The organism is Streptomyces sp. NPDC058619 (genome assembly GCF_042717785.1).
Lineage (GTDB): Bacteria > Actinomycetota > Actinomycetes > Streptomycetales > Streptomycetaceae > Streptomyces.
Map to the genome: position 1 here is coordinate 15,424 of NZ_JBHXQN010000003.1, position 24,388 is coordinate 39,811.

19 protein-coding genes are annotated in these 24,388 nt (G+C 75.7%); 10 read left to right on the top strand and 9 right to left on the bottom strand.

Going from position 1 to position 24,388, the window contains the following annotated elements:
• Positions 1 to 282 precede the first annotated feature (282 nt).
• The 4 genes from ACFWTC_RS04110 to ACFWTC_RS04125 form a co-directional block, all read right to left on the bottom strand.
• Positions 283 to 882, bottom strand: a complete 600-nt coding sequence (locus ACFWTC_RS04110; protein ID WP_383915470.1) for a hypothetical protein — start codon at positions 880 to 882, stop codon at positions 283 to 285.
• Positions 879 to 2,519, bottom strand: coding sequence for a serine/threonine-protein kinase (locus ACFWTC_RS04115; protein WP_384026418.1), 1,641 nt, complete (start codon positions 2,517 to 2,519; stop codon positions 879 to 881). The genes ACFWTC_RS04110 and ACFWTC_RS04115 overlap by 4 nt, the downstream gene beginning before the upstream one ends.
• 219 nt (positions 2,520 to 2,738) lie before the next feature.
• Positions 2,739 to 3,218 (bottom strand): NUDIX domain-containing protein, encoded by a 480-nt coding sequence (locus ACFWTC_RS04120; RefSeq protein ID WP_383915468.1) that lies wholly within the window; start codon positions 3,216 to 3,218, stop codon positions 2,739 to 2,741.
• A gap of 75 nt (positions 3,219 to 3,293) precedes the next feature.
• Positions 3,294 to 4,316 carry a cation diffusion facilitator family transporter gene (locus ACFWTC_RS04125; protein WP_383915467.1) on the bottom strand — a complete coding sequence of 341 codons (1,023 nt, stop codon included), beginning with the start codon at positions 4,314 to 4,316 and terminating at the stop codon, positions 3,294 to 3,296.
• Between the two features lie 178 nt (positions 4,317 to 4,494).
• Between ACFWTC_RS04125 and ACFWTC_RS04130 the strand changes: the two genes are divergently transcribed.
• Genes ACFWTC_RS04130 through ACFWTC_RS04140 form a run of 3 tightly spaced genes read left to right on the top strand, consistent with a single transcriptional unit; the run spans position 4,495 to position 8,695 of the window.
• The gene (locus ACFWTC_RS04130) at positions 4,495 to 7,002 is read left to right on the top strand and encodes an FHA domain-containing protein (RefSeq protein WP_384026415.1); all 2,508 of its coding nucleotides are present in this window, start codon (positions 4,495 to 4,497) and stop codon (positions 7,000 to 7,002) included.
• 5 nt (positions 7,003 to 7,007) lie between these two features.
• Positions 7,008 to 7,688 (top strand): hypothetical protein, encoded by a 681-nt coding sequence (locus ACFWTC_RS04135; protein WP_383915465.1) that lies wholly within the window; start codon positions 7,008 to 7,010, stop codon positions 7,686 to 7,688.
• A 41-nt stretch (positions 7,689 to 7,729) separates the two neighbouring features.
• Positions 7,730 to 8,695 carry a serine/threonine-protein kinase gene (locus ACFWTC_RS04140; RefSeq protein ID WP_384026443.1) on the top strand — a complete coding sequence of 322 codons (966 nt, stop codon included), beginning with the start codon at positions 7,730 to 7,732 and terminating at the stop codon, positions 8,693 to 8,695.
• A gap of 45 nt (positions 8,696 to 8,740) precedes the next feature.
• On the opposite strand, the gene ACFWTC_RS04145 is transcribed toward ACFWTC_RS04140, so the two are convergent.
• Positions 8,741 to 10,012 carry a streptophobe family protein gene (locus tag ACFWTC_RS04145; protein WP_383915626.1) on the bottom strand — a complete coding sequence of 424 codons (1,272 nt, stop codon included), beginning with the start codon at positions 10,010 to 10,012 and terminating at the stop codon, positions 8,741 to 8,743.
• A gap of 406 nt (positions 10,013 to 10,418) precedes the next feature.
• Between ACFWTC_RS04145 and ACFWTC_RS04150 the strand changes: the two genes are divergently transcribed.
• The 3 genes from ACFWTC_RS04150 (at position 10,419) to ACFWTC_RS04160 (ending at position 17,359) form a co-directional block, all read left to right on the top strand.
• Complete coding sequence (locus ACFWTC_RS04150) at positions 10,419 to 11,768, top strand: DUF6777 domain-containing protein (protein WP_384074037.1); 1,350 nt, start codon at positions 10,419 to 10,421, stop codon at positions 11,766 to 11,768.
• A 150-nt stretch (positions 11,769 to 11,918) separates the two neighbouring features.
• Positions 11,919 to 14,015 (top strand): SpoIIE family protein phosphatase, encoded by a 2,097-nt coding sequence (locus ACFWTC_RS04155; RefSeq protein WP_383915463.1) that lies wholly within the window; start codon positions 11,919 to 11,921, stop codon positions 14,013 to 14,015.
• Positions 14,016 to 14,566: 551 nt separating this feature from the next.
• The gene (locus tag ACFWTC_RS04160; protein ID WP_384026409.1) at positions 14,567 to 17,359 is read left to right on the top strand and encodes a phosphodiester glycosidase family protein; all 2,793 of its coding nucleotides are present in this window, start codon (positions 14,567 to 14,569) and stop codon (positions 17,357 to 17,359) included.
• A gap of 45 nt (positions 17,360 to 17,404) precedes the next feature.
• On the opposite strand, the gene ACFWTC_RS04165 is transcribed toward ACFWTC_RS04160, so the two are convergent.
• The 4 genes from ACFWTC_RS04165 to ACFWTC_RS04180 all read right to left on the bottom strand — a co-directional run bounded on the left by ACFWTC_RS04165 (position 17,405) and on the right by ACFWTC_RS04180 (position 21,756).
• A complete protein-coding gene (locus ACFWTC_RS04165; protein ID WP_383915461.1) occupies positions 17,405 to 18,097 on the bottom strand; it encodes an alpha/beta fold hydrolase in 693 nt (230 codons plus the stop codon).
• Positions 18,098 to 18,140: 43 nt separating this feature from the next.
• On the bottom strand, positions 18,141 to 20,078 hold the full coding sequence (locus tag ACFWTC_RS04170) for an ABC transporter permease (protein ID WP_383915460.1): 1,938 nt from the start codon (positions 20,076 to 20,078) through the stop codon (positions 18,141 to 18,143).
• A 244-nt stretch (positions 20,079 to 20,322) separates the two neighbouring features.
• Positions 20,323 to 21,150: a molybdate ABC transporter substrate-binding protein gene (modA, locus tag ACFWTC_RS04175; protein WP_384026406.1), complete on the bottom strand. Its 828-nt coding sequence runs from the start codon at positions 21,148 to 21,150 to the stop codon at positions 20,323 to 20,325.
• Between the two features lie 210 nt (positions 21,151 to 21,360).
• Positions 21,361 to 21,756 carry a molybdopterin-binding protein gene (locus ACFWTC_RS04180; protein WP_383915458.1) on the bottom strand — a complete coding sequence of 132 codons (396 nt, stop codon included), beginning with the start codon at positions 21,754 to 21,756 and terminating at the stop codon, positions 21,361 to 21,363.
• Positions 21,757 to 21,890: 134 nt separating this feature from the next.
• Here ACFWTC_RS04180 and ACFWTC_RS04185 point away from each other — a divergent pair, with 134 nt between their 5' ends.
• The 4 genes from ACFWTC_RS04185 (at position 21,891) to ACFWTC_RS04200 (ending at position 24,286) form a co-directional block, all read left to right on the top strand.
• Positions 21,891 to 22,274: an RNA-binding S4 domain-containing protein gene (locus tag ACFWTC_RS04185; protein ID WP_383915457.1), complete on the top strand. Its 384-nt coding sequence runs from the start codon at positions 21,891 to 21,893 to the stop codon at positions 22,272 to 22,274.
• A gap of 89 nt (positions 22,275 to 22,363) precedes the next feature.
• A complete protein-coding gene (locus ACFWTC_RS04190; protein WP_384026403.1) occupies positions 22,364 to 22,999 on the top strand; it encodes an alpha-ketoglutarate-dependent dioxygenase AlkB in 636 nt (211 codons plus the stop codon).
• Positions 23,000 to 23,120: 121 nt separating this feature from the next.
• A complete protein-coding gene (locus tag ACFWTC_RS04195) occupies positions 23,121 to 23,522 on the top strand; it encodes a hypothetical protein (RefSeq protein ID WP_384026400.1) in 402 nt (133 codons plus the stop codon).
• A gap of 119 nt (positions 23,523 to 23,641) precedes the next feature.
• Complete coding sequence (locus tag ACFWTC_RS04200) at positions 23,642 to 24,286, top strand: fasciclin domain-containing protein (RefSeq protein WP_383915455.1); 645 nt, start codon at positions 23,642 to 23,644, stop codon at positions 24,284 to 24,286.
• The last annotated feature ends 102 nt before the right edge of the window (positions 24,287 to 24,388 follow it).

Consider the following 24,388-nt stretch of genomic DNA (forward strand, 5'->3'; position numbering starts at 1 on the left):
CGCGGCCCGCAGTCACTCCCCAAAGCGGCTGCGGGCCTCCCGCGCGGACTTGGCATCCGTGCGGGACGGCCACGCTCCGGTTGGGGTGTATCGCCGGCTGGAGCGTGACACGCAGCGGTGCCGGAGGGCGCCCTGCGCGCCCTCGTCAACACCTTCGAGTCAACCAGCGGGCCGGGGGCCCGCGCTTCGGCCGGACGGCCCCGGACGGCCCCGGACGGCCCCGGCCGCCCCGGCCGGAAGGACGGCCGACAGGACCCGTCACGGGGCCGAACGGCCGGCCGGCTACGGCCGGCAGCGGTACGTGAACTCCACCGCGGCCGTGCGCCGCCCGGGCGACAGCAGCTCCAGCTCGGCCTTCGCGGGGTAGCTGCCCGCGCCCCGGAACGTCCACAGCAGGTGCAGCCGCGCCTCCCGCTGCCCGCGCGGCACCCGCTCGGTCAGCTGCTCGGAGCGCGTGCCGTCGCTGCGGATCCAGCGGTAGGCGAGCGTGCCCTCGCGCCCGTTGGTCCGTACGAGGGCCACCACGTCGGCCGCGGTGTCGCACGACGGGCCCCCGGCCGCGGTGGTCACGGCCACGTCCCGCACTTCCAGGGCGGGCCCGTACCGCTGCCAGCCGAGGTACGCGAGCACGCCGACCAGCACCAGCACGGCCAGCGCGTACCTGCGAAACCCGGCGGCCCGGCGCCCGCGGGGCGCGGCCGCGCCCGCGGTGACGGGGAACGGCGCGGGCAGGGCAGCCGTCACCCCGGGCCCGAACCGCAGCACGGAACCCTCGACCCGGTCGGGGACGACCCCGGCCGGCTCCGGCGGGCCGGAGATCCAGTGGCTGCCGAGGACGGTGGCGCTGTACTCGTCGTCCCGGGGCGCGCGGGGCCCGCTCATCGGGCGGGCCCCTGACAGCGCGGCAGGTACTGGGAGTCCGACGCGGAGCCGCTCGCCGCGGCGGGCTCGGTCGTGACGCGGACCCCGCCGTAGCAGCCGCGTCCGCGGGTGAAGACGTGGGACCGCACCACGGGGGCCACGGAGCCGGACTGGACCACGACCGTGTCCGTGCCGTCGGGCACGGAGAGCTCGCCGGCCGCGTCGCCGAGGTACCACTGCAGGACGACGGTGACGGGGCCGGTGCCCCGGGTGGCGAGCGAGACGGTCGCCTGCCCCTGGTAGACGCCGGGCCGCAGCGACACGTCGAGCTTCGTGACCTTCAGCGTGGGTGTCGGCGTCGGGGTCGGCGTGGGCGTGGGGGTGGGCGTGGCACCGGTGGTCGGCTCGGCCGTGGCGCCCGGCGTCGGGGTCGGCGCCGTCGTGGTCGCGCCGGGTGACGGGGACGCGGACGGCGACGGGGAGGAGGACTGCGACGCGGACGGCGACGGCGAGGGGCTCACCGACGCCGAGGGGCCCGGGGATGCGGACGGGTCCGCGGTCCCGGTCGGCGAGCCCGGTCCCGGCGGGGCGGCGCTGGTGGTGGCGAACGCGCTCAGCGCCGACGCCCCGCCCGGGGTGCTGCCGATCGCGTCCGTCGTGAACAGCAGCACCGCGCCCAGGACCAGTGCCACGCCCGTCGCGAGCCAGCCGCCGCGGCCGGGAGCCCAGCCGGAGCCGCCGCCCAGCGTGGTCGAGGCCAGCGCCGTGGTGCCCTGGGCGGCGGCCCCGGCCGAGGGGAACAGCAGCGGCAGCAGCGCGGCCAGCGCCGCCAGCTTGCGCTGCCCGCGCTCCTCCCACTGCGGCCCGTACGCGGCGAGGGCCACGCCCTCCAGCTCCGCCACGAACTCCTCGGCGTTCTCCGGCCGTTGCTCCGGCTGCTTGGCCAGGCCCCGCCGGATCAGCGGGCGTACGGGCTCGGGGGCCTCGGTCTCCGGAACCGGGGCCTCGATGTGCTGGACCGCGAGCTCCGCGAAGTTCTCCCCGTCGTAGGGCTTGCGGCCGGTCAGGCACTCGAAGAAGGTCGCCGTCGCCGCGTACACGTCGGCGGCGGGCGAGGCCGGACGGCCCTGCCACTGTTCCGGGGCCATGTAGGCGGGCGTTCCGGCCACGCCGGGCGTGGTGCCGCGGCCCGCCGCGATGCCGAAGTCCACCAGCTTCGACGAGCCGTCCGCCGCGACCAGTACGTTCTCCGGCTTGTAGTCCCGGTGGACGACCCCCGCTCGGTGCGCCTCCGCCAGACCGAGCAGGGAGCCCTTCAGCACCACCAACGCGGCTTCGGCGTCGGTCCGCCCGGACTGCTTGAGCAGCGCGCGCAGCGAGATGCCGTCGACCAGCTCCATCACGATGGCCGCGCCGCCGGGCGCCTCCACGTACTCGTACAGCCCCACCACGTACGGGGTCCGCAGCCCGCCGAGGAGCCGCGCCTCGGCCCGGAACTCCCCGACGAAGGCCGGGTCCTCGCGGAGCCGGTCGCCGAGGTACTTCACCGCGACCGCCGTGCCCGTGCCGTCGTGGACGGCGAGCACCACCCGGCCGCTGCCCCCCGAGCCCAGTTCCCGGACCTCCGTGTAGCCGGGGACCGTCCACATACGGTTCATCGTTCACGCCCCTCGGCGCCGTGACGGCGTCCTGTCCCCGGGCCGCCCGGTCGTCGGGCGGCCACCCCTTGGGACACGCATTCCGCCACGGCCGGTTCCCGTCCGTACGGGGTGTGTCAGGCGGCGGCCGTACAGCCGGGCGCCACTGCCCACCAGCACGACGGTCGTCGCAGGAGCGATGTCCATGCAGGCGGGGTTTGCTGGCAAGTAAAGGTCGGGTCAACCCTTCAGCAGCACCAACAGCCTCTCCAGGAAGAGAATTTGAGAAGTCATCAGTTTTTTCTCGGCCACCTCCGGGGCGAACCAGGCCACCCGGTCCAGTTCGGGGAACTCCCGCACCTCCCCGGAGTGCGGCGGCCACTGCATCGAGAACGTCCCGGGCACCATGAGCGCGGGGTCGAGGTCCGCCTCGACGGCCCAGATCGTCACCAGCTTGCCGCTGGTCAGCCGCACCTCGCCGAGCGGCAGGTACGGGCCCTCCGGCGGCGGCAGCCCGATCTCCTCGGTGAACTCCCGGCGGGCCGCGTCCCGCGGCGTCTCGTCCGGCCCGTACTCGCCCTTCGGGATGGCCCAGCCCCCGTCGTCCCGCCCGGCCCAGAGCGGACCGCCCATGTGCCCGAGCAGGACCTCGACGCCGGATGCGTCCTCGCCGCCGGTGCGGCGGAACAGGAACAGCCCGGCACTGCGCTTGTGCGTCATGGGTCCATCCATGCCCCGGACCGGACCGTCCCAGTGACGCCCGGCCGGGGATTCCCGCGGACCGGCGGCCGGCCGTCAGTGGTCGTGCGGACCCTGGCGGTGCACCGGGCCGTGCGCGTCCGCGCAGTGCGGGTCGCCGGACGGCTCCTCGCCGGCGCGGCCGACGGTGAGGAGGGACTCCTGGGTGTGGTCCACCTGGAGGGTGGTGTGCGTGATCCCGTACTCCTTGTCCAGCAGCCCCTCCAGATCGCGGCGCACGGCGTGGCAGTCGCCCGCCGGCTCCACCAGCACGTGCGCCGAGAGCGCCGCCTGACCCGAGGTGATCGTCCAGATGTGCAGGTCGTGCACCTCGGCGACCGGCGGGTGCCCCGCCAGCCGGTCGCCGACCGCGTCCGGGTCGACGTGGGCCGGCGCGGCCTCCAACAGGATCCGGCCGGACTCGCGGACCAGCCCGTAGCCCGCCTTCACCATCAGCACCACGACCACGAGGGTGGCGATCGCGTCGGCCTGCCGGAAGCCGGTGGTCAGCACGATCAGACCGGCCACGGCGGTCCCGATGAAGGCGAACAGGTCGTTCAGGATGTGCTGGTAGGCGCCCTCGACGGCGAGCGAGGACCGGTTCGCCCTGGATATGCACCAGGCCGCGACCACGTTGACGACGATGCCCGCCAAGGCCGTCACCAGGACGAGCCCGCCCTCGACCGGCGGCGGGTCGGCCAGCCGCCGCACGGCCTCGTACGCCAGCCAGACCGCCAGCAGGAGCAGCGTCAGCCCGTTGGCCTGCGCGGAGAGTATCTCCGCGCGCTTGAGGCCGTACGTGAAGCCGCCGCGCGCCGGGCGGGCCGCCAGCCGCATCGCGATCAGGGCCAGGACGATGGAGACGGCGTCGGTCAGCATGTGGGCGGCGTCGGAGATCAGGGCCAGCGAGTGGGCCATGACGCCGATGACCACCTCGACGGCCATGAACGCGCCGATCAGACCGAGCGCGATCCCCAGCCAGCGCCGGTCGGCGTCGGCGGACACGCCGTGGCCGTGTCCGCCGGGTCCGTGGCCGTGCCCTCCGTGTGCGTCGCCGTGATCGTGGTCGTGGCCGCTCATGGGTCCCCCGTCTCATCGCGTCACCCGTGTGTCCGGTTCCGTCGGGTGAAGTGAAGCGCACCCCGGCGCGATGGGCAAAGGCTGCAACGGGGACCGTTGTCATTACCCATAACGCGGCTCTGACCTGCGGTGATGTGCGACCGGTGCCGGGTCGGCCGGATCGTGGGAAAATCTGCTCATGGTCCAGCGCCCCGGAGTGCCGACCGCGCCCGAGCTCGTCCTGGAAACCGACCGTGGCTCCACCGCGATGAGCCCCGGCCGGATCTACCACGTCGGCCGGGACCCCCTCTGCGAGATCTGCCTCGACGACGCCCGCGTCTCCTGGCACCACGCCGTCCTGCGGCCCGACGGCGACCACTGGACGGTGGAGGACGCGGACAGCACCAACGGCACCTGGGCCGACGGCCGCCGCGTGCACGAGTGGAGCGTCGGGCCCGGCAGCGAGCTGCGCTTCGGCCACGCGGCCGACGGGCCGCGCGCGCTGCTGCTCGGGCCGGCACCGCCCGCGCCCGGGCCGACACCGCCCGCCGCGCCCTCCGCCGACTCCGCGGTCGAGCCGCCCGCCGCCCCTCGCGCGGTCGAGCCGCCCGCCGCCGAGCCGCCCGTTGCGCCGCCCGCCGCCGCGTGGCCCGTCGTGCTGCCGGCCGTACCGGCCGCCGCCCGGCCGTCCCGGGTCTCGGACCCGGCCCTGACCGGCACGTTCCGGCAGCCCACCGCCGTCCGTCCGCTGCCCGCCCGCACCGCCGTGCGGATCGGCCGCGCCCCCGACAACGACCTCGTCGTCGACGACCTCGTCGTCTCCCGCCGGCACGCCGAACTGCGCGCCCGCGCCGACGGCACGTACGAGATCGCCGACCTCGGCAGCCACAACGGCACCTACCTCAACGGCGCCCCCGTCGACGGGACCGCCCGCCTCGCCGAGGGCGACCTCGTCGGCATCGGCCACTCGGTGTTCTGCCTCGTCGGAGACCAGCTCCAGGAGTACGTGGACACGGGCGAGGTCTCCCTCGACGTCCAGCAGCTCACCGTCGCCGTCGACCGCGGCCGCAAGACCCTCCTCGACGACGTCTCCTTCCCCGTCGGCGCGAAGTGCCTGCTCGCCGTCGTCGGCCCCAGCGGCGCCGGCAAATCCACCCTCCTCGGCGCCCTGACCGGCCTGCGCCCCGCCGACCGCGGCACCGTCCTCTACGACGGCCGCGACCTCTACCGCGACTACGCCGAACTGCGCAGCCGTATCGGCCTCGTCCCGCAGGACGACATCCTGCACGCCCAGCTCACCGTCCGCCGCGCCCTCGGCTACGCCGCCGAACTGCGCTTCCCCCAGGACACGGCCAAGGCCGAACGCCGGGCCCGGGTCGAGGAGGTCATCGGCGAACTCGGCCTGCGGGAGCGCGCCGACCAGCCCATCCACAGCCTCTCCGGCGGCCAGCGCAAACGTGTCTCCGTCGCCCTGGAACTGCTGACGAAGCCCTCGCTGCTCTTCCTGGACGAGCCCACCTCGGGGCTCGACCCCGGCATGGACCGCTCCGTGATGCACATGCTGCGCGGCCTCGCCGACGACGGCCGCACCGTCATCGTGGTCACCCACAGCGTCCTCAGTCTGGACGTGTGCGACCGCCTCCTGGTCCTCGCCCCGGGCGGGCGCATCGCCTACTTCGGGCCGCCCGGGGAGACCCTCGACTACTTCGGCTACACCCAGTGGCCCGAGGCCTTCGAAGCCTTCGAGAACCACCGGGGCCGCGACTGGGCGGGCGAGTACGCCGTCTCGGCGTCGTACCGCAAGTACGCCGCCGCCGCGTCCCGGACGCCGCGGCGCGACGGCGCAGACGGCCCGGAGGGAACCGGCGGCTTCGTCTCCGCCCCGCCCAAGGCGCAGAGCTGGGGCTCACAGCTTTCCACGCTGGTCCGGCGGTACGCGGCCGCGCTCGGCGCCGACAGGACCTTCCTCGCCATCATGATCGCGCTGCCGTTCGTGATGGGCGCCATGGCCCGCGCCCTCGCGGGCAGCGCGCTCACCGCCGAGACCGCGATCAACGCCCTGCTCATCCTCTGTGTCGGCGGCGTGCTCACGGGCGCCGCCAACGCGGTGCGCGAACTGGTCAAGGAACGGACCATCTACCAGCGCGAGAGAGCCGTCGGACTGTCGCGCTCCGCCTATCTGATGTCCAAGGTGGTGGTGCTCGGCGCCGTCACCGTGGCCCAGGCGGTGGTGCTCACCCTGGTCGGCCTCTTCGGCGTGAAACTGGAGGCACCCGGCGGCCGGGGGGTGTTCCTGCCACCCCTCGTCGAGATCACCCTCGCCGTGGCGCTGCTGTCGTTCACCGCGATGATGCTCGGCCTGCTGGTCTCCGCGCTGGTCAGGAAGGAGGAGGTCACCATGCCGCTGCTGGTCCTCCTCGCCATCGTGCAGGTGGTCTTCTGCGGCGCGCTGCTCCAGCTGGACGGCGTACCCGTCATCGAGCAGTTGGCCTGGCTCGTACCCTCCCGGTGGGCGCTCGGGGCCATGGCGGGCACCATCGACCTCGGCGCCATCGTGCCCGGCACCCTCACCGACGACCCGCTGTTCGCGCACAGCGCCGGGGTGTGGCTGCTCAACATGGGGATGCTGGCCGCCCTGTCCGTGCTGTTCGGGATACTGGTCGTCCGGCTGCTGCGGCGCCACGAACCCGCGATCATGCGGAAGTAGGCCCGATGGCGAATCCGACGACGGACCCCGGGGGCGCCGCGGACTTCCGGCCGACGCACGTCGTGCCGCACGACGGGCTGCCCGCCTGGGAGACCCCCGACGCGTCCCGGCCCACCGTGCCCCTGGACCCCTTCCTTCCCGTACGGCTGCTCTCCCGGCGGGCGGAGTGGGGGGAGATCCTGTGCGCCAACGGCTGGTCCGCCTGGGTGGACGGGCGGCTCCTGGTCGCCGTACCGCAGCCGCCGCCGACGACCGGGGGTCGGCCGCCGGGCCGGGCCGAGGACCCCCGGCCGCTGCTCGCGCGCGGCGCCGACGCCCTGGACCGCTACCGGCGGGCCGTCGACGTGCTGGCGTCCGGGCAGGCGGACGGAGAGGGCTTCCGGGCGTCCGTACGCGGACTGCGCGCCGGGATCGTGATCGACGGGGAGTCGGTCTGGCTGTACGACGAGGCCGCCGGGCGCTGGCTGTACGGGGACGGCACCCGACTGGCGACGTACGCGGTCGTGGCCGGACCGGGCGCCCCGCCGGAGCCGGACGCTGACGCGGAGGCGGGGGCGGACGGCGCGGCGGGCACGGGCCCGGTCCGGCCGGGGGCTCCGGGAGGGGCGCCGGGGCACGAGCCCACCCGCGTCGTAGACGCCCCCGACGGCCGGCCCGGGGCCGCCCGGGAAGGCGGCGGGCGGTGACGGGCCCGGAGCGGGGCCGGGACGCGGATCCGGTCGCGGGGTTGGTCGCGGGGCCGGTCGCGGGGCGCCCGTCGGACCTGCGCGGGCAGCTGATCGCCGGGTACCGGGTGGAGGACGAGATCGGGCGCGGCGGGATGGCCGTCGTCTACCGGGCCCGGGACCTGCGGTTGGACCGGACGGTGGCGTTGAAGCTGCTCGCCCCCGAAATGGCCCGGAACGACACCTTCCGGCAGCGCTTCGCGCACGAGTCGAAGGTGGCCGCGGCCATCGACCACCCCCACATCGTGCCGGTCTTCGAGGCGGGGGAGACGAACGGCCTGCTGTACATCGCGATGCGGTACGTCGCCGGGCAGGACCTGCGGGCCCTGCTCGACCGGACCGGGCCGCTACCGGTGGAGACCGCGGCCCGGATCGCCGGCCAGGTGGCCTCCGCACTGGACGCGGCGCACGCCCACGACCTGGTCCACCGGGACGTGAAGCCGGGGAACGTCCTGGTCGCGGCGGGCACCGACAGCGAACACCCCGAGCACGTCTACCTCACCGACTTCGGGCTGACGAAGAAGTCGCTGTCCCTGACCGGCTTCACGAGCGTCGGACAGTTCGTGGGGACGCTGGACTACGTCGCGCCGGAGCAGATCTCGGGCAAGCCGGTGGACGGCCGGTGCGACGTCTACAGCCTGGGGTGCGTGGTCTACGAGATGCTGGCGGGCGGGCCGCCGTTCCAGCGGGACGACGACATGGCCCTGCTCTGGGCCCACCAGTACGACCCGCCGCCACCGCCGACCTCCCGCCGGCCCGGCCTGCCCGCGGAGGTGGACGGGGTACTGGCGAAGGCGCTGGCCAAGTCGCCGGACGACCGGTGGGGCAGCTGTCTGGAGTTCACCGGCGCCCTGCGCCGGGCGGGCGCCGGAGCCCCCCGGCCGCCGCGGACCCGTGCGGGTTCCCCGACCGGGCCGCCCCCGCCCCCGCCGCACTGGGCGGGCCCCGTGTTCCACGGGCGCTCGTGACCGGTCGGCGGGGAGGCAGGGCGGCCACGGGGACCGGGCCCCGGGCTACCGCCGGGCGCCGGCCGGTTCGCCGACGCGGCCCCGCCGGTGCAGGGGGCGGGCCAGCAGGGCGCCGAGGAAGCCCGCCACCGCGCCCCAGAGGAGGGCGAGGCCCACCGTGCGCCCCAGCAGAGCGGTGAGTTCGACCCGGCCGCCGAGGCCGTCGACGGCGCCGATGCCGAGGAGGGACAGCCCGAACCGGGCCTGTACCCCGGCCAGCAGGCACACCGCGAGCGTCGCCAGCGCCAGAGCCACGCCGAGGTGCAGGGCGTGCTGCCGGGGGCGGACGTGCGCGGGGGACCGTACGGCCGTCAGCACGCCCGCGCCCAGCAGCAGGACGGCGGCGACCACCACCAGCCACCAGGCCCGGGCGTCCCGCTCCGCGAGCGAGGTGACGTCGACCGGGGACAGGTCGGGGCGGCGCAGGACCTGGTCCAGCACCTGCGGCACCGGGAGCCCGAACGGCCCTTCCACCCGGCCCTGCCAGGCCCCGCCGAAGCCGAGGGTGAGCGCGATCCAGACCAGGTTCGGCAGGCCGAGCAGGACCACGGCCAGGGTCTGCCCGGGGTGGCCGCGGGTCGCGGCCACGACCAGCCCGACGCCGACGCCGAGGACGACGTACGCGAGCAGCAGTGCCACCGTGGCGAACGCGGCGGGCCGCACCGCCGCGTGGAAGCGGACCAGACCGGCTGGCAGCGGCGCGCGGCGGGAGACCAGCAGGCAGACCAGCAACACGCCGAGGATCCACAGCAGTCCGAACAGGAGCGTGGCGGGGACGGCCGCGCGGAATCCCACCGTCGGCGCGGAGTCGAGGAGTTCGCCGATCTCGCCGACGGGGGAGTCACCGGTGGAGATCCCGAAGGTCTGGCGGGCCAGGAGCGAGGCGCCGGTGAGCGCGAGGAGCCACAACACCACCAACGGCAGTGCCCGTCCGGCCAGTTCGCGCGGGCGGGCCACGGCCCGGTTGTGCAGGGGACGCAGGAAGCAGAAGCCGGCGGTAAGGGCTCCGGCCAGGCTGACCGAGAGCGGCATGAGGGCCAGGCTCGCGTCCGCGCCGGCGAGGAAGCCCGCCCCGCCCGACACCTCGACCGACCCGCCGGCGGCCAGTACGACGACGGCGGCGACCACGCGGGGGAACGCGCCCTCCGGCAGGTCACCGGCGCCGGCGCAGGCCAGCCCGGCCGCGCCGACCACCGTCATCACCACGAATCCCGCGACGACGGCGACCAGCGCGTCACGCCACGCCCCCGCGGAGGAAGCCCCGGTCGGCGGTGCCATCGGCGTACGGCTCACCCTGCAACGGTAGGCACCGCCCGTGTACGGCCACCACCTGAACGGCCCACCCGGCCGCGCGGCGGAGTGACGGGTGCCCGGATACTGCAAGGAATGCACCCGTATGGGTGGGTCTACGGGCAGAGCGTCCAGCCGGGACCGGAACTTCTGCGTACGGAGGGCATCCGTGACCACGCAACCTTCGGGCATACCGCCGTCCGACCGCCCCGCCGGTCCTCCGTCCGGGCCGCTCTCGGGCGGCCGGCAGGGCCCGCCCCCGGAGGGCCCGGGCGGTCCGTCCGGCCCGGTTCCTCCGGGCGGTTCAGGCCCTTCCGGGCAGCCTCCCGGCGGGCGGCCCCCCGGAAGGCCCCGGTGGCGGTCCGGGCCCCGGCTGGCGGCGGCACTCGTGGCGGTGGCCGCGGCCGTGGCGCTGATCGTGGTGCTGACCCGGCCCGGCGGTACGCCGACCGCCACCGGCGGCGAGGTCTTCCTCCAGCCGGCGGGCTCCGCGGGGCAGGACCCGTTCACCGAGTCCACCGCGACGGCGCCGGGCGCCCAGGAAACCCAGCCGACCCCCACGGGTCCCGTGCCCACCACCGGCACCACCACCACCACCACTCGCACCGTCAGCGGCGCCCAGCCCGGCCTGTACGGCGGTACCCAGGACCTGGCCAGCTGCGACGTCGAGAAGCAGGTGCGGGTGCTCGGGGCGGAGCCGGCCAAGAACAGCGCGTTCGCCGAGGCCCTGGGCATCCGGCCCGCGGCCGTACCGGGCCACCTGCGCGCCCTCACGCCGGTCCGGCTGCGTCTGGACACCCGGGTGACCAACCACGGCTACAAGGACGGCCGCGCGACCCCCTATCAGGCCGTGCTCCAAGCCGGAACGGCCGTGCTGGTGGACGACCGGGGCGTGCCGCGGGTGCGGTGCGCCTGCGGGAACCCGCTGGTGGAGCCGGTGCCCCTGAAGCCCGACTCGAAGCGGTACGGGCAGCCGTGGAGCGCCTACCACCCGCTGAACGTGGTGGTGATCGCGCCCTCGGTCAAGATCGTCAACAAGATCGTGATCTACGACCACGAGGACGAGCGCTGGTACGAGCGCGACCGGGGTGCGAAGCCGGCCCCCGACCGGCGCATCGACCCGCCGGTGGTCCCGACGCCTCCGGTGACGACGGCCCCGCCCTCCCGCTCGCCGTCCGACACGGGCAAGCCCACGGGCAAGCCCACGGGCAAGCCCACGGGCAAGCCCACGGGCAAGCCCACGGGCAAGCCCACGGACACGCCCACGGACACGGATTCGGGTACGCCGACCGACTCGGACACTCCGACCGGCCCGTCCTCCGACACGGACACCGGTACCCCGACGGACTCGGACACGCCCACGGAGACGGACACCGACCGGCAGCGGGACGCGGGTACGCCCACCGACACGGGCACGCCGACGGACTCCGGCACGCGCACGGACACGGGTACGCCCACGGACACGGGCACGCGCACGGACACGGGTACGCCCACGGACACGGGCACGCGCACGGACACGGGTACGCCCACGGACACGGGCACGCCCACCGACACCGGCACCCCCACGGACACCGACACCCCGACGGGCGCGCAGCAGAAGCCGGGGCTGACCGACCGGAGCGGCACTCCGACCGGAACGGCGACGTCCGGCCGACCCGTCGGACCGCCCTCCTCCTCGGGCACGGAAACCGGCACGGAATCCGCCACGGAATCCGGTACCGCCCCCGCCCCGCCCGTCCCGTAGGCGGGGTTCCAGCGAAGGCGCTGCTCTTCTGGAAGCGCACGAGCGAGAACGACCCGTCGGGCCCGACCGGCACGGTGGCGACGCCCTCACCGCCGTCGATCCCCCGTGCCCCGCTGGGACACCGGCGGGCTGGGGTGAGACCCTTGCTCCATGGGCCGAAGGGGAGAGAACCCCGAAGTCGGCTGGCCCGCGCGGCCGGACACGAGCCTCGCACTGAACCGCATGGGCACGTTCGACTGGGACCTCGACAGCGGTCGGATGCACCTGGACCCGACCGCCCTCGAGGTGCTCGACCTGCGGCCGGACGAATTCCCCGGTACGCCCGCCGGACTGGGCCTGCGGATCCCGCCCGCCGAGGCGGCCCGGCTCGACGCCCGGGTCGCGCAGGCGCTGAAGGACGGCCGCAGCCACTACGGCGCGTACGTCCGCAGCCGCCGCCGGGACGGCTCCCCGGCCTGGACCCACCTCCAGGGCCACGTCCTGCGGGAGCGCGACGGCCGCCCGTACCGCGTCATCGGGATACTCCGCGACGCCGCCCACGACCCGGGCGAACCGGGCGCCGCCGGCGAGCGGGACGAGGGGCGGCGGCGGATGACGGGGGTCGTCGAACGGACCACGGCGATCCTGGCCCACGCGCGCACCGTCAACGACGTGACGGACACCCTGAAGGACCCGGAGGCCCTCGGACACCTCGGCGCGGTCAGCGTGATGCTCGGCGTCGTCGACGGCGGCCGCATCCACCTGGTAGCGGAGGGGCAGCTCGGTTCGTACGTCCCGGAGATCGAGTACACGCGGATCGACTCGCAGTTCCCGATGAGCGAGGTCGTACGGACCATGCAGCCGGTGGTCCTCGCCTCGCGGGAGGAGTTCCAGCGGCGCTACCCCCAGCTCTGGCCGTACATCGAGCCGCTGGCCGTGCGCAGCGGGGTCTACCTGCCGCTGATCGCCCAGGGGCGTCCCATCGGCGCGCTCGGGCTCCTCTACACGCGGGACGGCGACTTCACCGCCGAGGAGCGGAACCTGCTGATGGCCCTCGGCAGCGGCATCGCCCAGAGCCTCCAGCGCGCCATCCTCTACGAGCAGGAGCACGACCTCGCCGAAGGGCTCCAGCGCGCCATGCTGCCCCGCCGCATCCCGGACGTGCCGGGCGCGCGGATCGCCGTACGGTACCGGTCCGCCCGGATGGGACGGGACGTCGGCGGCGACTGGTACGACGTGATCCCGCTCGGCGAGGGCCGGGTCGGCGTGATGATCGGCGACGTGGAGGGGCACGACACGGACGCGGCCGCCGTCATGGGACAGCTCCGGATCGTCCTGCGCGCCTACATCACCGAGGGGCACACGCCCGGCGCGGCGATGGAACGGGCTTCGGCCTTCCTCCGCGAGCTGGAGACGGAACGGTTCGCCACCTGTACGTACGCCGAGGTGGACCTGAACACCGGGACGCTCGGCATGGTCCGCGCCGGGCACCTCGACCCGGTCGTGCGGCGCGGCGACGGGAGCTGTCACCGCATCCAGGTGGCCGGCGGCCTCCCCCTCGGCCTGCCGGCACGGGACGCCGCCCCGCACGAGGGGCCGGCGACCGGCTCCGGATACCCCGTCACCAGCCTCGAACTCCACCCCGGCGACACCCTGCTGCTCTGCACGGACGGCCTGATCGAACGGCCCGGCAGCGACGCGGACACGGGCATGCGGGAGTTCATGGAGGCCGTCCACGGCGGCCCCGCCGACGTGGAGGAACTCGCCGACGTGCTCTGCGACCTGGTCGGCGACGCGGGCGGCGGCGACGACATGGCCCTGCTCGTCCTGCGCCGGCGCGGCACGCCCGACGCACGCGGCGGCGGCCCGCTGCGCCACCGCCTGGACCCGGGCGACAAGGACGCCCCGACGGCCGTCCGGCACCTGATCCGGGCGGCGGTGGCCGCCTGGGGTGCCGGGGAGCGGGCCGACGAGATCGAGCTGGCCGCGGACGAGCTGATGACCAACGCCCTGGTCCACACCGACGGCGGCGCCCAAGTGGGACTGCGGCTGACGGCGCAGGGGCGGGTCCGGTTCGAGGTCGAGGACTCCAGCAGCGCCCTGCCCCGGCCGCGCGAGGCCGGGGACTGGGAGGAGTCGGGGCGCGGCCTGCTCCTGGTGGACCGGCTCGCGGACGCCTGGGGCGTGGAGCCGCGGGGCGGCGGGAAGCGCGTGTGGTGCGAGTTCGACCTCGCCGGGCCGGAGGGGTCACCGGAAGCCGCCGCGTGAGGCCATGACCGCCGTCGGGGCGCAGAGCACTCGCCGTCCGGGCCGAGCGGGGTAACGGGCTTCCTGGGTCTGCTTCGCCGTGCGGTACGGGAGGAACCGCCGTGCCGGGGAACCGTGGCATCCAGAGCACCCGTAAGCCTCTTCTCGGCCGGCGTCCACCCGTACACGTGGTCGAGCCGATGACGCAGAGCAGCAGGCCCACGGCCGTCGCGGGGCCCTGCGGGGACAGCGGCACACCGGAGGCGGGCGCGGGGCCGGTGGAGGGCTCCACGGGAAACCGCGGCGGCGCGGACGGGTCCCCGAGGGGAGCGACGTCGGCCGGGTGGCGGCGGCGCCGGTGAGCCGGGCGCGCTGAAGGACAGGACGGTGGCCCCTCCCACGGGATCGTTCCGGGTGGGAAGCGGCGCCCGCCGACCAAGCGGGCAGCGATGAACCCATGTCGTCCCCGCGTCGGCGTCCACGCGGTTCGGCGGGCGCCCGAACGGCTGAACGTGCGGGTCCGCGCCCGGTTCGCGACGTTCGGGCGGTGTCCGGGGGACGATCCTTCCCGGGTGTCGAACCCCCGCCCGCTGCTGCCCGTGCTCCCGCTGCTGCTCGCCGTGGTACTCGCCGCGGTCCTGTCCGTTCCCGCGGACGCCGCCGACCGGGCCGGGGACGGCATCGAGACCGACCGGACCAGCCGCCAGGTGGCCCCGGGCATCCGGCTGGAGTCGTACGACCGGCTGGAGGCCGACCGCTGGCTGCGGATCGACGAGCTCGTCGTCGACCTCGGCGGGAGCGGCGGGGTACGGGCCGAGTACCTCGGCGGCGCCGGCGCCGCCACCGTCGCGGAGGCCGCCGCCCGGCACCGGCCCGGTCCCGGGCGACGCGTGGTCGCCGCCGTCAACGGGGACTTCTTCGACATCGGCCGCACCGGCGCCCCGCTCGGCCCCGGCCTCGCCGCCGGGCGGCTGCTCCACGCGGCGACACCCGGAGCGGGCCGGGCCGTCGGCTTCGGCGCCGACGGCAGCGGCCGCGTCCTGTGGATCGGCCTCGCCGGAGGGGTCACCCTGCCGGGCGGCCGCGCCAGCCCGCTCACCGGCTACAACACGGCCCGGCCGCCCGCCGACGGCATCGCCGCCTACACCGCCGCCTGGGCGGGCACCGAGATCCCGGACCGGGACGGCGCCGCCGCCGTCGACGTACGCGACGGCCTGGTCACCGCCGTCCGGTCGCCCCGGGATCCCGCCCGGCCGCAGCGGCGTCCCGCCCCCGGCACCACCCTGCTGCTCGGCCTCGGCGCGGCCGCGGCCGAGCTAGCCGCCCTGCGCCCCGGGGACCCCGTCGCCGTCGCGGCCCGGCCCGCGCCCGACCCGGGCCCGGCGCCGGTCGCGGCCGTCGGCGGCCGGGAGCCGCTCGTCGTGGCGGGGGTACCGCGGGACCACGACGGCACCCCGAACAACGCGGCCGCGCCGCGCACCGCGGTCGGCCTCTCCCGCGACGGGCGCCGCCTGCGCCTCCTGACGGTGGACGGCCGCCAGCGTGACAGCGGCGGCCTCAGCCTGACCGCGCTGGGCCGGCTGATGCACCGGGCCGGCGCCCACGAGGCCCTCAACCTCGACGGCGGCGGCTCCTCGACCCTCCTCGCGGCGATCAGCGGAGCCGCGGCCCCCGTCCTGGAGAACACCCCCTCCGACGGGCGCCCGCGCCCGGTGCCCAACGGCATCGTCCTCACCGCCCCCGAGGGCCCCGGCCGGCCCACCGCCTTCCGGGTCGACGCCCTCGGCGGAGCCGCCCGCGTCCTTGCCGGTCTGACCCGCACCCTCACCGCCACCGGCCACGACGCCGCGCTCGGACCGGCCGCGGGCCGGCCCCGGTGGTCCGCCACGGCGGGCTCGATCGGGGCGGACGGGGTGCTCCGCGCGCCGCGCGCCGGGAGCGTCACGGCGTCCGCCCGGCTCGGCACCGCCCGCGGCACGCTCCGCCTGGACGTGCTCGGCCCGCCGGCCCGGCTGCGCCCGGTGCCGGCCCGCATCGGCCTCGCGGAGGCGGGCGAGAGCGCGGCGTTCGTGCTGACGGGGTACGACGCCCAGGGCGCGGCCACCACCGTCGAACCCCGGGACGTGACCCTGCGGTTCGACCGCTCGCGGTGGCGCGTCACCGGCGCTGCCGGGGGCGGCTTCACCGTCACCGCCCTCGTCCCGCGGGCCGCCGGGCGGCTGCTGGCCACCGTCCGGGCCACCGGGGTCACCGCCGAACTGGCCCTCGGCGTAGGCCTGGTCAGTCGGGAGCTCGCCGGGATGGAGGACGCCACCGCCTGGACCGGGCCGGACGCGGCCCCGGCCGGGGGCCATCCGGGGCCCGGGCTCGCCCTGGAACTCCGGCCTCCGGCAGCGCCGTTGGCCCCGCCCGCTCCTTCGCAGCCCGGCGTGCCACCGGTCCCGGCCGCGCCCTCGGCCCCCGAGGCCTGGGCGATCCCGCCCCGGCCGCTGCCCGTGCCGGAGCTGGCCCGGACGCTGACGCTCCGGGTCGGCGGGGACGGCTCCGGGGCCCGGCCCGCCGTGGAACTGGCCGACGCGGACGGCGCCGCCGTCACGGTGCGCGGACCCGCCGTGGACTGGACCGGCTGGCGGGAGATCTCCCTCCCGCTGCCCGCCGCGCCGCAGCGGCCGCTCACCGTCACCCGGCTCTCCGCCGCCGGCGGGACCCGTCCGGGCCGGCTGCTCCTGGACACCCTGGCCGCCCGGACCCCGCCCACCGGGCCCGCGGCCCGCGAGCCCGCCCGGCCGGACCCCGTGGTGGCCACCGGCGCCCAAGTCGGTGCCCGGCCCTGGCGGTTCGCCGTCGCGCCCGGCGCCGGGCACGTCCGGGCCGCCGGCGCGGACCCCGCGGTGACGGGCGCCGACCTCGTGGTGACGGGAGCCGAGCAGCGGCCGTTCCTGCACCGCGGCGTACGGTTCGTGCCGCTCGGCAGCGCCCGCCGCACCCTGGACGGGGGCGGGCTGGAGCGCGTACGGGCCCTGCGGGACGCGCTGGCGGCCGCCGCCCGGGATCCCGGCACGGGCGCGCTGGCCGTCGTACGCCGGTACTCCGTGCGCACCGTGGACCGCAAGGAGGAGGCCCTGCTGGCGCGCTGCCTTGCGGAGTTCCGGCGCGCCACGGGAAAGGGCGCCGCGGTGCTCACCGTCGGCGCCCCGCGGTTCGCCGCAGGACGCTCCGAGGGCGTGCTCGCCCTCGCGGCGGCCCGTACCGGCTGGACCCTGGTGGGCGCCGACGCCTTCCCGGGCCCCGGCCGCGACTGGCTCTCCGTACGGCCGACCGGCCCGCTGCCCCGGACCGGGGCGTCGACGGGGCCGCCGTCCTGAACCGCAGGGCCGGGCGCGGGCGGCGCCGGACGCCACCCGGTGGGCTCAGGCCGCGTCGAGGAGGACCCGGGCCAGCTCCCGGGGCCGGGAGAACATGGGCCAGTGGCCCGTGTCCAGCTCCACCAGGCGCCAGTTCCCGCCGGTCAGCAGCCGGGCCACGTCCGGGCCCGGATCCGCCCCGTCGAGCAGGCACTTGACGTACGTGGCGGGAAGTCCGCCCAAGGGGCCCGCCAGCACGGCCGGCTCCGTCAGGGAGGCGCCCGGGTGGGGGGTGGAGCCGGAGACGATCCGGGCGGTCTGCGCGGCGTCGAGCCCCTGCCCCGTGAAGTCTGCGGCGGCCAACGGCGGCCAGAAGCCGTCGTTCCCGGCGATCGCGGCCTCAACCTCCGACCTGCCGTCCGGCCAGCCCGACACGAAGGACTCGCCGTCCGCGGGAACGCTGGCGTCGACGAAGACCACACGGGTCAGCCGGGCCCCGATGCGCTGCGCCGCCTGCCCCACCGGGATGCCCGAGTAGCTGTGCCCGACCAGGACGACGTCCCGCAGGTCGAGGCGCTCCACCTCGGCGACGATGTCCTGCACGTGGGTCTGCTGCCCGGCGGGCGTGCCCCTCCGGCCGGCCAGACCGGACAGGGTGAGGGCGTGGACCCCGTGCCCGGCCGACCGCAGCTCAGGGGCCACCTCGTCCCACGCCCACGAGCCGAGCCAGGCACCTGCCACCAGTACGAAGTTCGTCATGCGGGCACGGTAGCCGAGCCCTCCGACACCGCCCGCCCGCTTGTTAGAGCGGTACGAGGGTGACCTCGGTGGCCTTCACGCTCGTCCACACCTCGACGCCGTCGGCGATGCCCAGCTCGGCGGCGGCCACCGGGGTGATCTCCGCGACCAGGTCGGGCGCCTCGGGGGAGGAGACCAGGACGCGCAGCCGGCTGCCGACGGCGGTGACCTCGCGCACGGTGCCCCGCCAGACGTTGCGGGGGCTGCCGCCCGGGCGCTCCCGGTGCACCGACACGGCCTCCGGGGCGATGATGGCCAGCGCCGGCGCCCCCTCCGGCAGTGCTTCGGCGACGACGAGGCGGCCCCCGGCGGCGAGCGCGAGGCCGTCGGCCGAGGCGGTGCCGGGCCAGGCGTTGCGCCCCAGCATCCGGGCCACCCACGGGGAGCGCGGGTGGCGGGTCACCTCGGCGGGCGGCGCGTCCTGCAGGGTCCGCCCGTCGGCCAGTACGAGGACCCGGTCGGCCAGGGACACCGCCTCCACGGGGTCGTGCGTGACGATGAGGCAGACCCCGCCGAAGCCGGCCAGGTGGGTGCGCAGCGTGTGCCGGACGTGGGCCCGCGTCGTCTGGTCGAGGGCGGCGAGCGGTTCGTCCAGGAGCAGCAGCCGGGGGCGGGCCGCGAGCGCCCGGGCGAGGGCGACGCGCTGGGCCTGGCCCCCGGACAGCTGCGCGGGCCTGCGCTGGGCCAGGTGCCCGACGCCGAGCCGGTCCAGCCAGGCCTGGGCCTCGCGGCGGGCGTCGGCGCGCGGCACCCGGCGGGCGCGCAGCCCGTACGCGGTGTTGGCCAGGGCGCTCAGGTGCGGGAACAGCGCGCCGTCCTGCGGTACCCAGGCCACCTGCCGCCGGTGCGGGGGCAGCGCGGTGACGTCCGTGCCGCCGAGGACGAGGTCGGCATGGGCGCGCGGGGTCAGGCCGAGCAGGGCGCGCAGCAGGGTGGTCTTGCCGGCCCCGTTCTCGCCGACGACGGCGATGGTGGTGCCCGGCGCGGCGTCGAGGGTGACGTGGTTGAAGCCGGTGACGGTGGCGTGCAGGGGCCAGCGGCCGCCGTCACGGGGGGCGTGCCCGGCGGGTTCCACGGGCTCGCCCGGAGGGGGCGGGGGCGGGGTCTCCTCGACCGGTTTCGGCGCTTCGGCGCCGGTGCGGGCGACGGGGGTGCCCGTCCAGCGGCCGCGCAGCGCGATCAGTACGGCCATGGCGATGGCGAGGAGCAGGAGGGAGACGGAGGTCGCCGCCTCGGGCTGGTCCTGGAGCAGCAGGTACACCTGGAGCGGCAGGGTCTGGGTGGTGCCCGGCAGGTTCCCCGCGAAGGTGATGGTGGCGCCGAACTCGCCCAGCGCCCGGGCCCAGGTCAGCGCGGCGCCCGCGATCAGTCCCGGGGCGACCATGGGCAGGGTGACCGTGAAGAACACCCGGACCGGCGGGGCGCCGAGGGACGCGGCGGTCTCCTCGTAGCTCTGCTTCAGGCCGCCGAGCGCGCCCTCCAGGCTGATCACGAGGAACGGCATCGCGACGAACGTGGCCGCGACGACGGCGCCCGAGGTGTGGAAGGGCAGGGTGATCCCGAAGGCGTCCTCCAGCCAGGGCCCCAGCAGTCCGCGGCGGCCGAAGCCCAGCAGCAGCGCCACGCCGCCGACGGTCGGCGGCAGCACCATCGGGAGCAGCACGAGCGAGCGGACGAGGGGCTTGCCCGTGAAGTCGACCCGCGCCAGCAGCCAGGCGAGCGGTACGCCGAGGAGGAGCGAGAGGCCGAGGGCCCACAACGACACCAGCAGCGACAGTTGTAGGGCCTCGACGACGCCGGGGCTGGAGAGGTGGGTGGCGAGGTCGCTCCACTGGGTACGGGTCAGGATGCCGATGAGGGGCAGCAGCAGGAACGCGACGGCGAGCAGCGCGGGCAGCGCGAGGGCCACGGGGGGTCGGGTGCGGGTGCGGAGTCTGCTCATGAGGGGTTCCTGGCTGGGGGGTTACGGCGGCGGGAGAAGCGTATGGCTGCCGACTGCTACAACTGCCGGACGCGCGCCGCCCGGACGCGCGCCGCCCGGACGCGCGCCGCCCGGACGCGCGCCGCCCGGTCCGGAGGGACTGCCCGTCCCCCGGACCGGGCGCTCCTTCCCCGGCGCCGGCGTCACCGGGGGACCGGGTCGGCCCCGTGGTGGCGCCGGACTCCGCCGTACGGCGCGGTGCCCGCTACGGCTTCTGGAAGCCCGCGTCCTGGAGGATCTTCTGCGCGTCCGGGCTGTTGAGCCAGGTCACGAACGCGGCGGCGGCCGCGGCGTTCTTGGACTGCTTCAGGGAGGCGGCCGGGTAGGAGGCGACCGCGTTCTGGTCGTCCGGGATGTCCACGGCGACGACCTTGTCGCCCGACTTGGCGGAGTCCGTCTTGTAGACGAGACCGGCGTCGGCCTCGCCGAGCTCGACCTTGCTCAGCACGGCGCGGACGTTGGGCTCCTGGGAAACCGGCTTCACCGTGACGGCCTGCTTGTCCAGGATCTCCTTGCTGTAGCGGCCGACCGGGACCTCGGGCGCGGCCAGGACGACCTTGAGCTTGGAGTCGGCGAGGTCCTTCAGCTCGTCGATCTTGAACGGGTTGCCCTTGCCCGCCGCGATGACCAGGCGGTTCTTCGCGATGACCGTGGGGTTGCCGGTCTCCGCCTTGAGGCCGTCCATGGTCTTGGTGTCGGCGGTGACCAGCGCGTCGGCCGGGGCGCCCTGCTTCACCTGCGCCGCGAGTTCCTGCGAGCCGGCGAAGGAGAAGGTGATCTTCGTACCCGGGTGGGCCTTCTCGTAGGCCGCGCCCGCGGTCTTGAACACGTCGGTGAGGGAGGCCGCGGCGAGCACCGTGAGGTTCGCCGCCTCGGGCTCGGTGGAGGCCGGTCCGGTGTCCGAGGCGCTCGCGGAGGAGTCGGCGGCCGGCTTCCCGTCGCCGCCTCCGCAAGCGGTCAGCGGGACGAACAGGGCGGCGGTGAGAGCGGCGGCTGCTACGCGGCGGCCGGTCGGGGTCAGGGTCGGGGACATGAGCTGGTGCTCCTCGGTCGGGTCGGCGGCCGGCCGGGTGCCGGTACCGCGCGGTGGTGACCCCGCGCCGGTGACGGCGGAGCGGGTGGGAACGTACGGGACAGGAGGTACTGGGGTGGGGAGGCGGCGCGTCGGGGTGCGGGGTGGTACCGGACCGTGGCCCCGGCCGCGGGGGTGGGCGGGCGTCGGGCCGTCGGCCGCCTCCGGACGTCAGACGCGGTCGATGTGCACGCTGGTGGACTTCACGCGGGCGGTGGCCCGCATGCCGACCTCCAGTCCGAGCTCCTCGACGGCTTCACGGGTGAGCAGGGAGACCAGCCGGTGGGGACCCGCCTGGATCTCGACCTGGGCGGCGACGTCGCCGAGCGTGACGGCCGTGACGATGCCGGGGAAGGCGTTGCGCGCGGAGGTGTACGGCACGCCGTCCTCGGTGTGGGCGCCCTGTCCGACTTCCGCGGAGAAGGCGGCCAGGGCCCGGCCGTTGATCAGGCGCCGGCCGCCCTCGTCGCGGTGGGTCGCAACCCGGCCGGCGTCGGCCCAGCGACGTGCCGTGTCGGGGCTGACGCCCAGCAGACGAGCCGCCTGGCCGATCGTGTAGGACTGCATGTGCGACAAGGTAGGGGCAGTTGTGCCGCATGTGCAATTCTTTTGGGGACATCTCCATGGCAAGTGCGGTGCCCTTTGTCGTATCCGCCAAAAGTCGTTCCGGATTCCTCCGCCCGTCTCGCTAGAGTCGTGGCATGGCTGAAGAGGTAGCGGCGACGGGCACCGTGCGCGTGGACGCGTGGATCTGGTCCGTACGTTTGACGAAGACCCGCGCGACCGCGGCGACCGCGTGCAGGGCGGGCCACGTGAAGGTCAACGGGGAGCGCGCCAAGCCGGCGCAGCCGGTGCGCGCGGGTGATGAGGTGCGGCTGTTCCACGCGGGGCGCGAGCGGATCGTCGTGGTCCGGCGTCCCGTGTCCAAGCGGGTGGGGCCGCCGGTCGCGGCGGACTGCTTCGTCGACAACAGCCCGCCGCCGCCCACGCGCGTCGAGGCGGCCGTCGTGGGCATCCGCGACCGCGGTGCGGGCCGGCCCACGAAGCGCGAGCGCCGCGACATCGAGAACCTGCGCGGCCGCTGACGGCCCGGGGTCGTCTTCCGGTGCGGCCGCGAGGGTACCCGTACACCGCTATTCGAGCGTGTGTTCGGATCCGGGGGTAGGGTGGAGGCATGTGCGCCGTCCAGGGCCTCCAGGGCTCGCTCTTCGACCAGGGGGACGAGGTCCTGCTCGGCCCGCTCGTCGGCGTCCGGCGGACCCCGCTCGGCGCCGGGGCATGGGTCGACCACCTGCCCGGCTGGCTGACCGGCGCCGGCGTGCTGTTCGAGCGACTCGCCGCCGACGTGCCCTGGCGGGCCGAACGGCGGCAGATGTACGAGCGGGAGGTGGACGTGCCCCGGCTGCTCGCCTTCTACGGCGAGGGCGAGGCGCTGCCGGACCCCGCACTCACCGACGCCCGCGAGGCGCTGACCCTGCACTACGCGGCCGAGCTCGGCGAGCCCTTCGCCACCGCCGGGCTGTGCCTCTACCGGGACGGGCGCGACAGCGTGGCCTGGCACGGCGACCGGACCGGCCGCTCCTCCACCGAGGACACCATGGTCGCCATCGTCTCCGTCGGGGATCCGCGCGATCTCGTGCTGCGCCCCCGCGGCGGTGGTTCCACCCTGCTGCGCCTGCCCCTCGGGCACGGGGACCTCGTCGTGATGGGCGGCTCCTGTCAGCGGACGATGGAGCACGCGGTGCCCAAGTCGGCGCGGGCCGTGGGGCCCCGGATCAGCGTGCAGTTCCGCACCCGTGGAGTCCGCTGACCTGCGGTTGCGCCCGTGCCTCCGGCGTCCCGGCCGACCGAGGGACGTCAACGGCCTAGATAATTTTCATCCGTCCGGCTGAACGGCCAATCCGCTGGGCCCGCGGCGCCGAAGACCAGATGTGAGCATCAACCGCAGCACCACCGAGCAGGGCGCACCGGCGCCCGAACTCGTGGACGCCCCGACCGGTACGGGGCCGCTGTGCGCACCGATCGGGCGCCTGACCGCCGTACCGGGCGGTCAGGGCGCGACAGCCGGCATCGGGCCCGGCTGGAGCCGTCGGGGCTTCCTCGCCGCGGACGGGGCCTCTGCGCCGGCCCCGATCGCGGCGGGGGGCCTCGGCCGGCGGCCGGACACCCCCGGCGGCCGGGAGGCGACGGCCTCCCGCGACGCGGAACGACCCCCTGCGGGCGCTCCGCCCACCGCGACCCCCACCCGCAGTGCAGTGCGGGTCGGGACGCGAGCCCGGACCATAACCGGCGGCGCGAGCGGCCGGTACCCGGCCCGGCCCGGCGTCGGCTGAACCGGACTTCTTCCCCTTTCTTCCTCTGACCTCCGTACGTCCGTACCTCCGTGCGCCCGTACGTCTACGCATCCGTGCCCTTTCTGCCGAGCAAGCAACTCCCAAGGAGAACAGCCACCATGAACGCTCTTCACTTCCGCCGCACCGCTGTGGCCGTGGCCGCCGCCGCCGTCCTTCCCTTCACCCTGGCGGCCTGCTCGGAGTCGGGCAAGGACTCCGCCGCCGGCTCCACCGCGAGCACGGACAGCTCCGCCTCGCAGCCCGCCACCCCGGACGCGTCGATGGCGATGGACAAGCCGTTCGGCCCGGCCTGTGCGGGCGTCCCCGCCGATGGTGCGGGTTCGTTCGACGGGATGGCCAAGGACCCGGTGGCGACGGCGGCTTCGAACAACCCGGCGCTGTCGACCCTGGTCACCGCGGTGAAGCAGGCCGGTCTGGTCGACACGCTGAACAACGCGAAGGACATCACGGTCTTCGCGCCGACGAACGACGCGTTCGCGAAGATCCCGAAGGCGGACCTGGACAAGGTCCTCGCCGACAAGGCCATGCTGACGAAGATCCTCACCTACCACGTGGTGGGCGAGAAGCTGACGCCGCAGCAGCTGGAGAACGGCTCCTTCGACACGCTGGAGAAGACGAAGCTGACGACCGCGGGCTCGGGCGAGGCCTACAAGGTCAACGGCACGTCCAGCGTGGTCTGCGGCAACGTCAAGACGGCCAACGCCAACGTCTACATCGTCGACACCGTCCTGATGCCGAAGTAGCGGCGCTGCGCGCGCAGCGCGCGCGGGGAACCGAGTGAGCGAGCACCGTGCGGTCCCGGATTCCGGGGCCGCACGGTGCTGTCCCCGGGCCCCGGGGCGGGC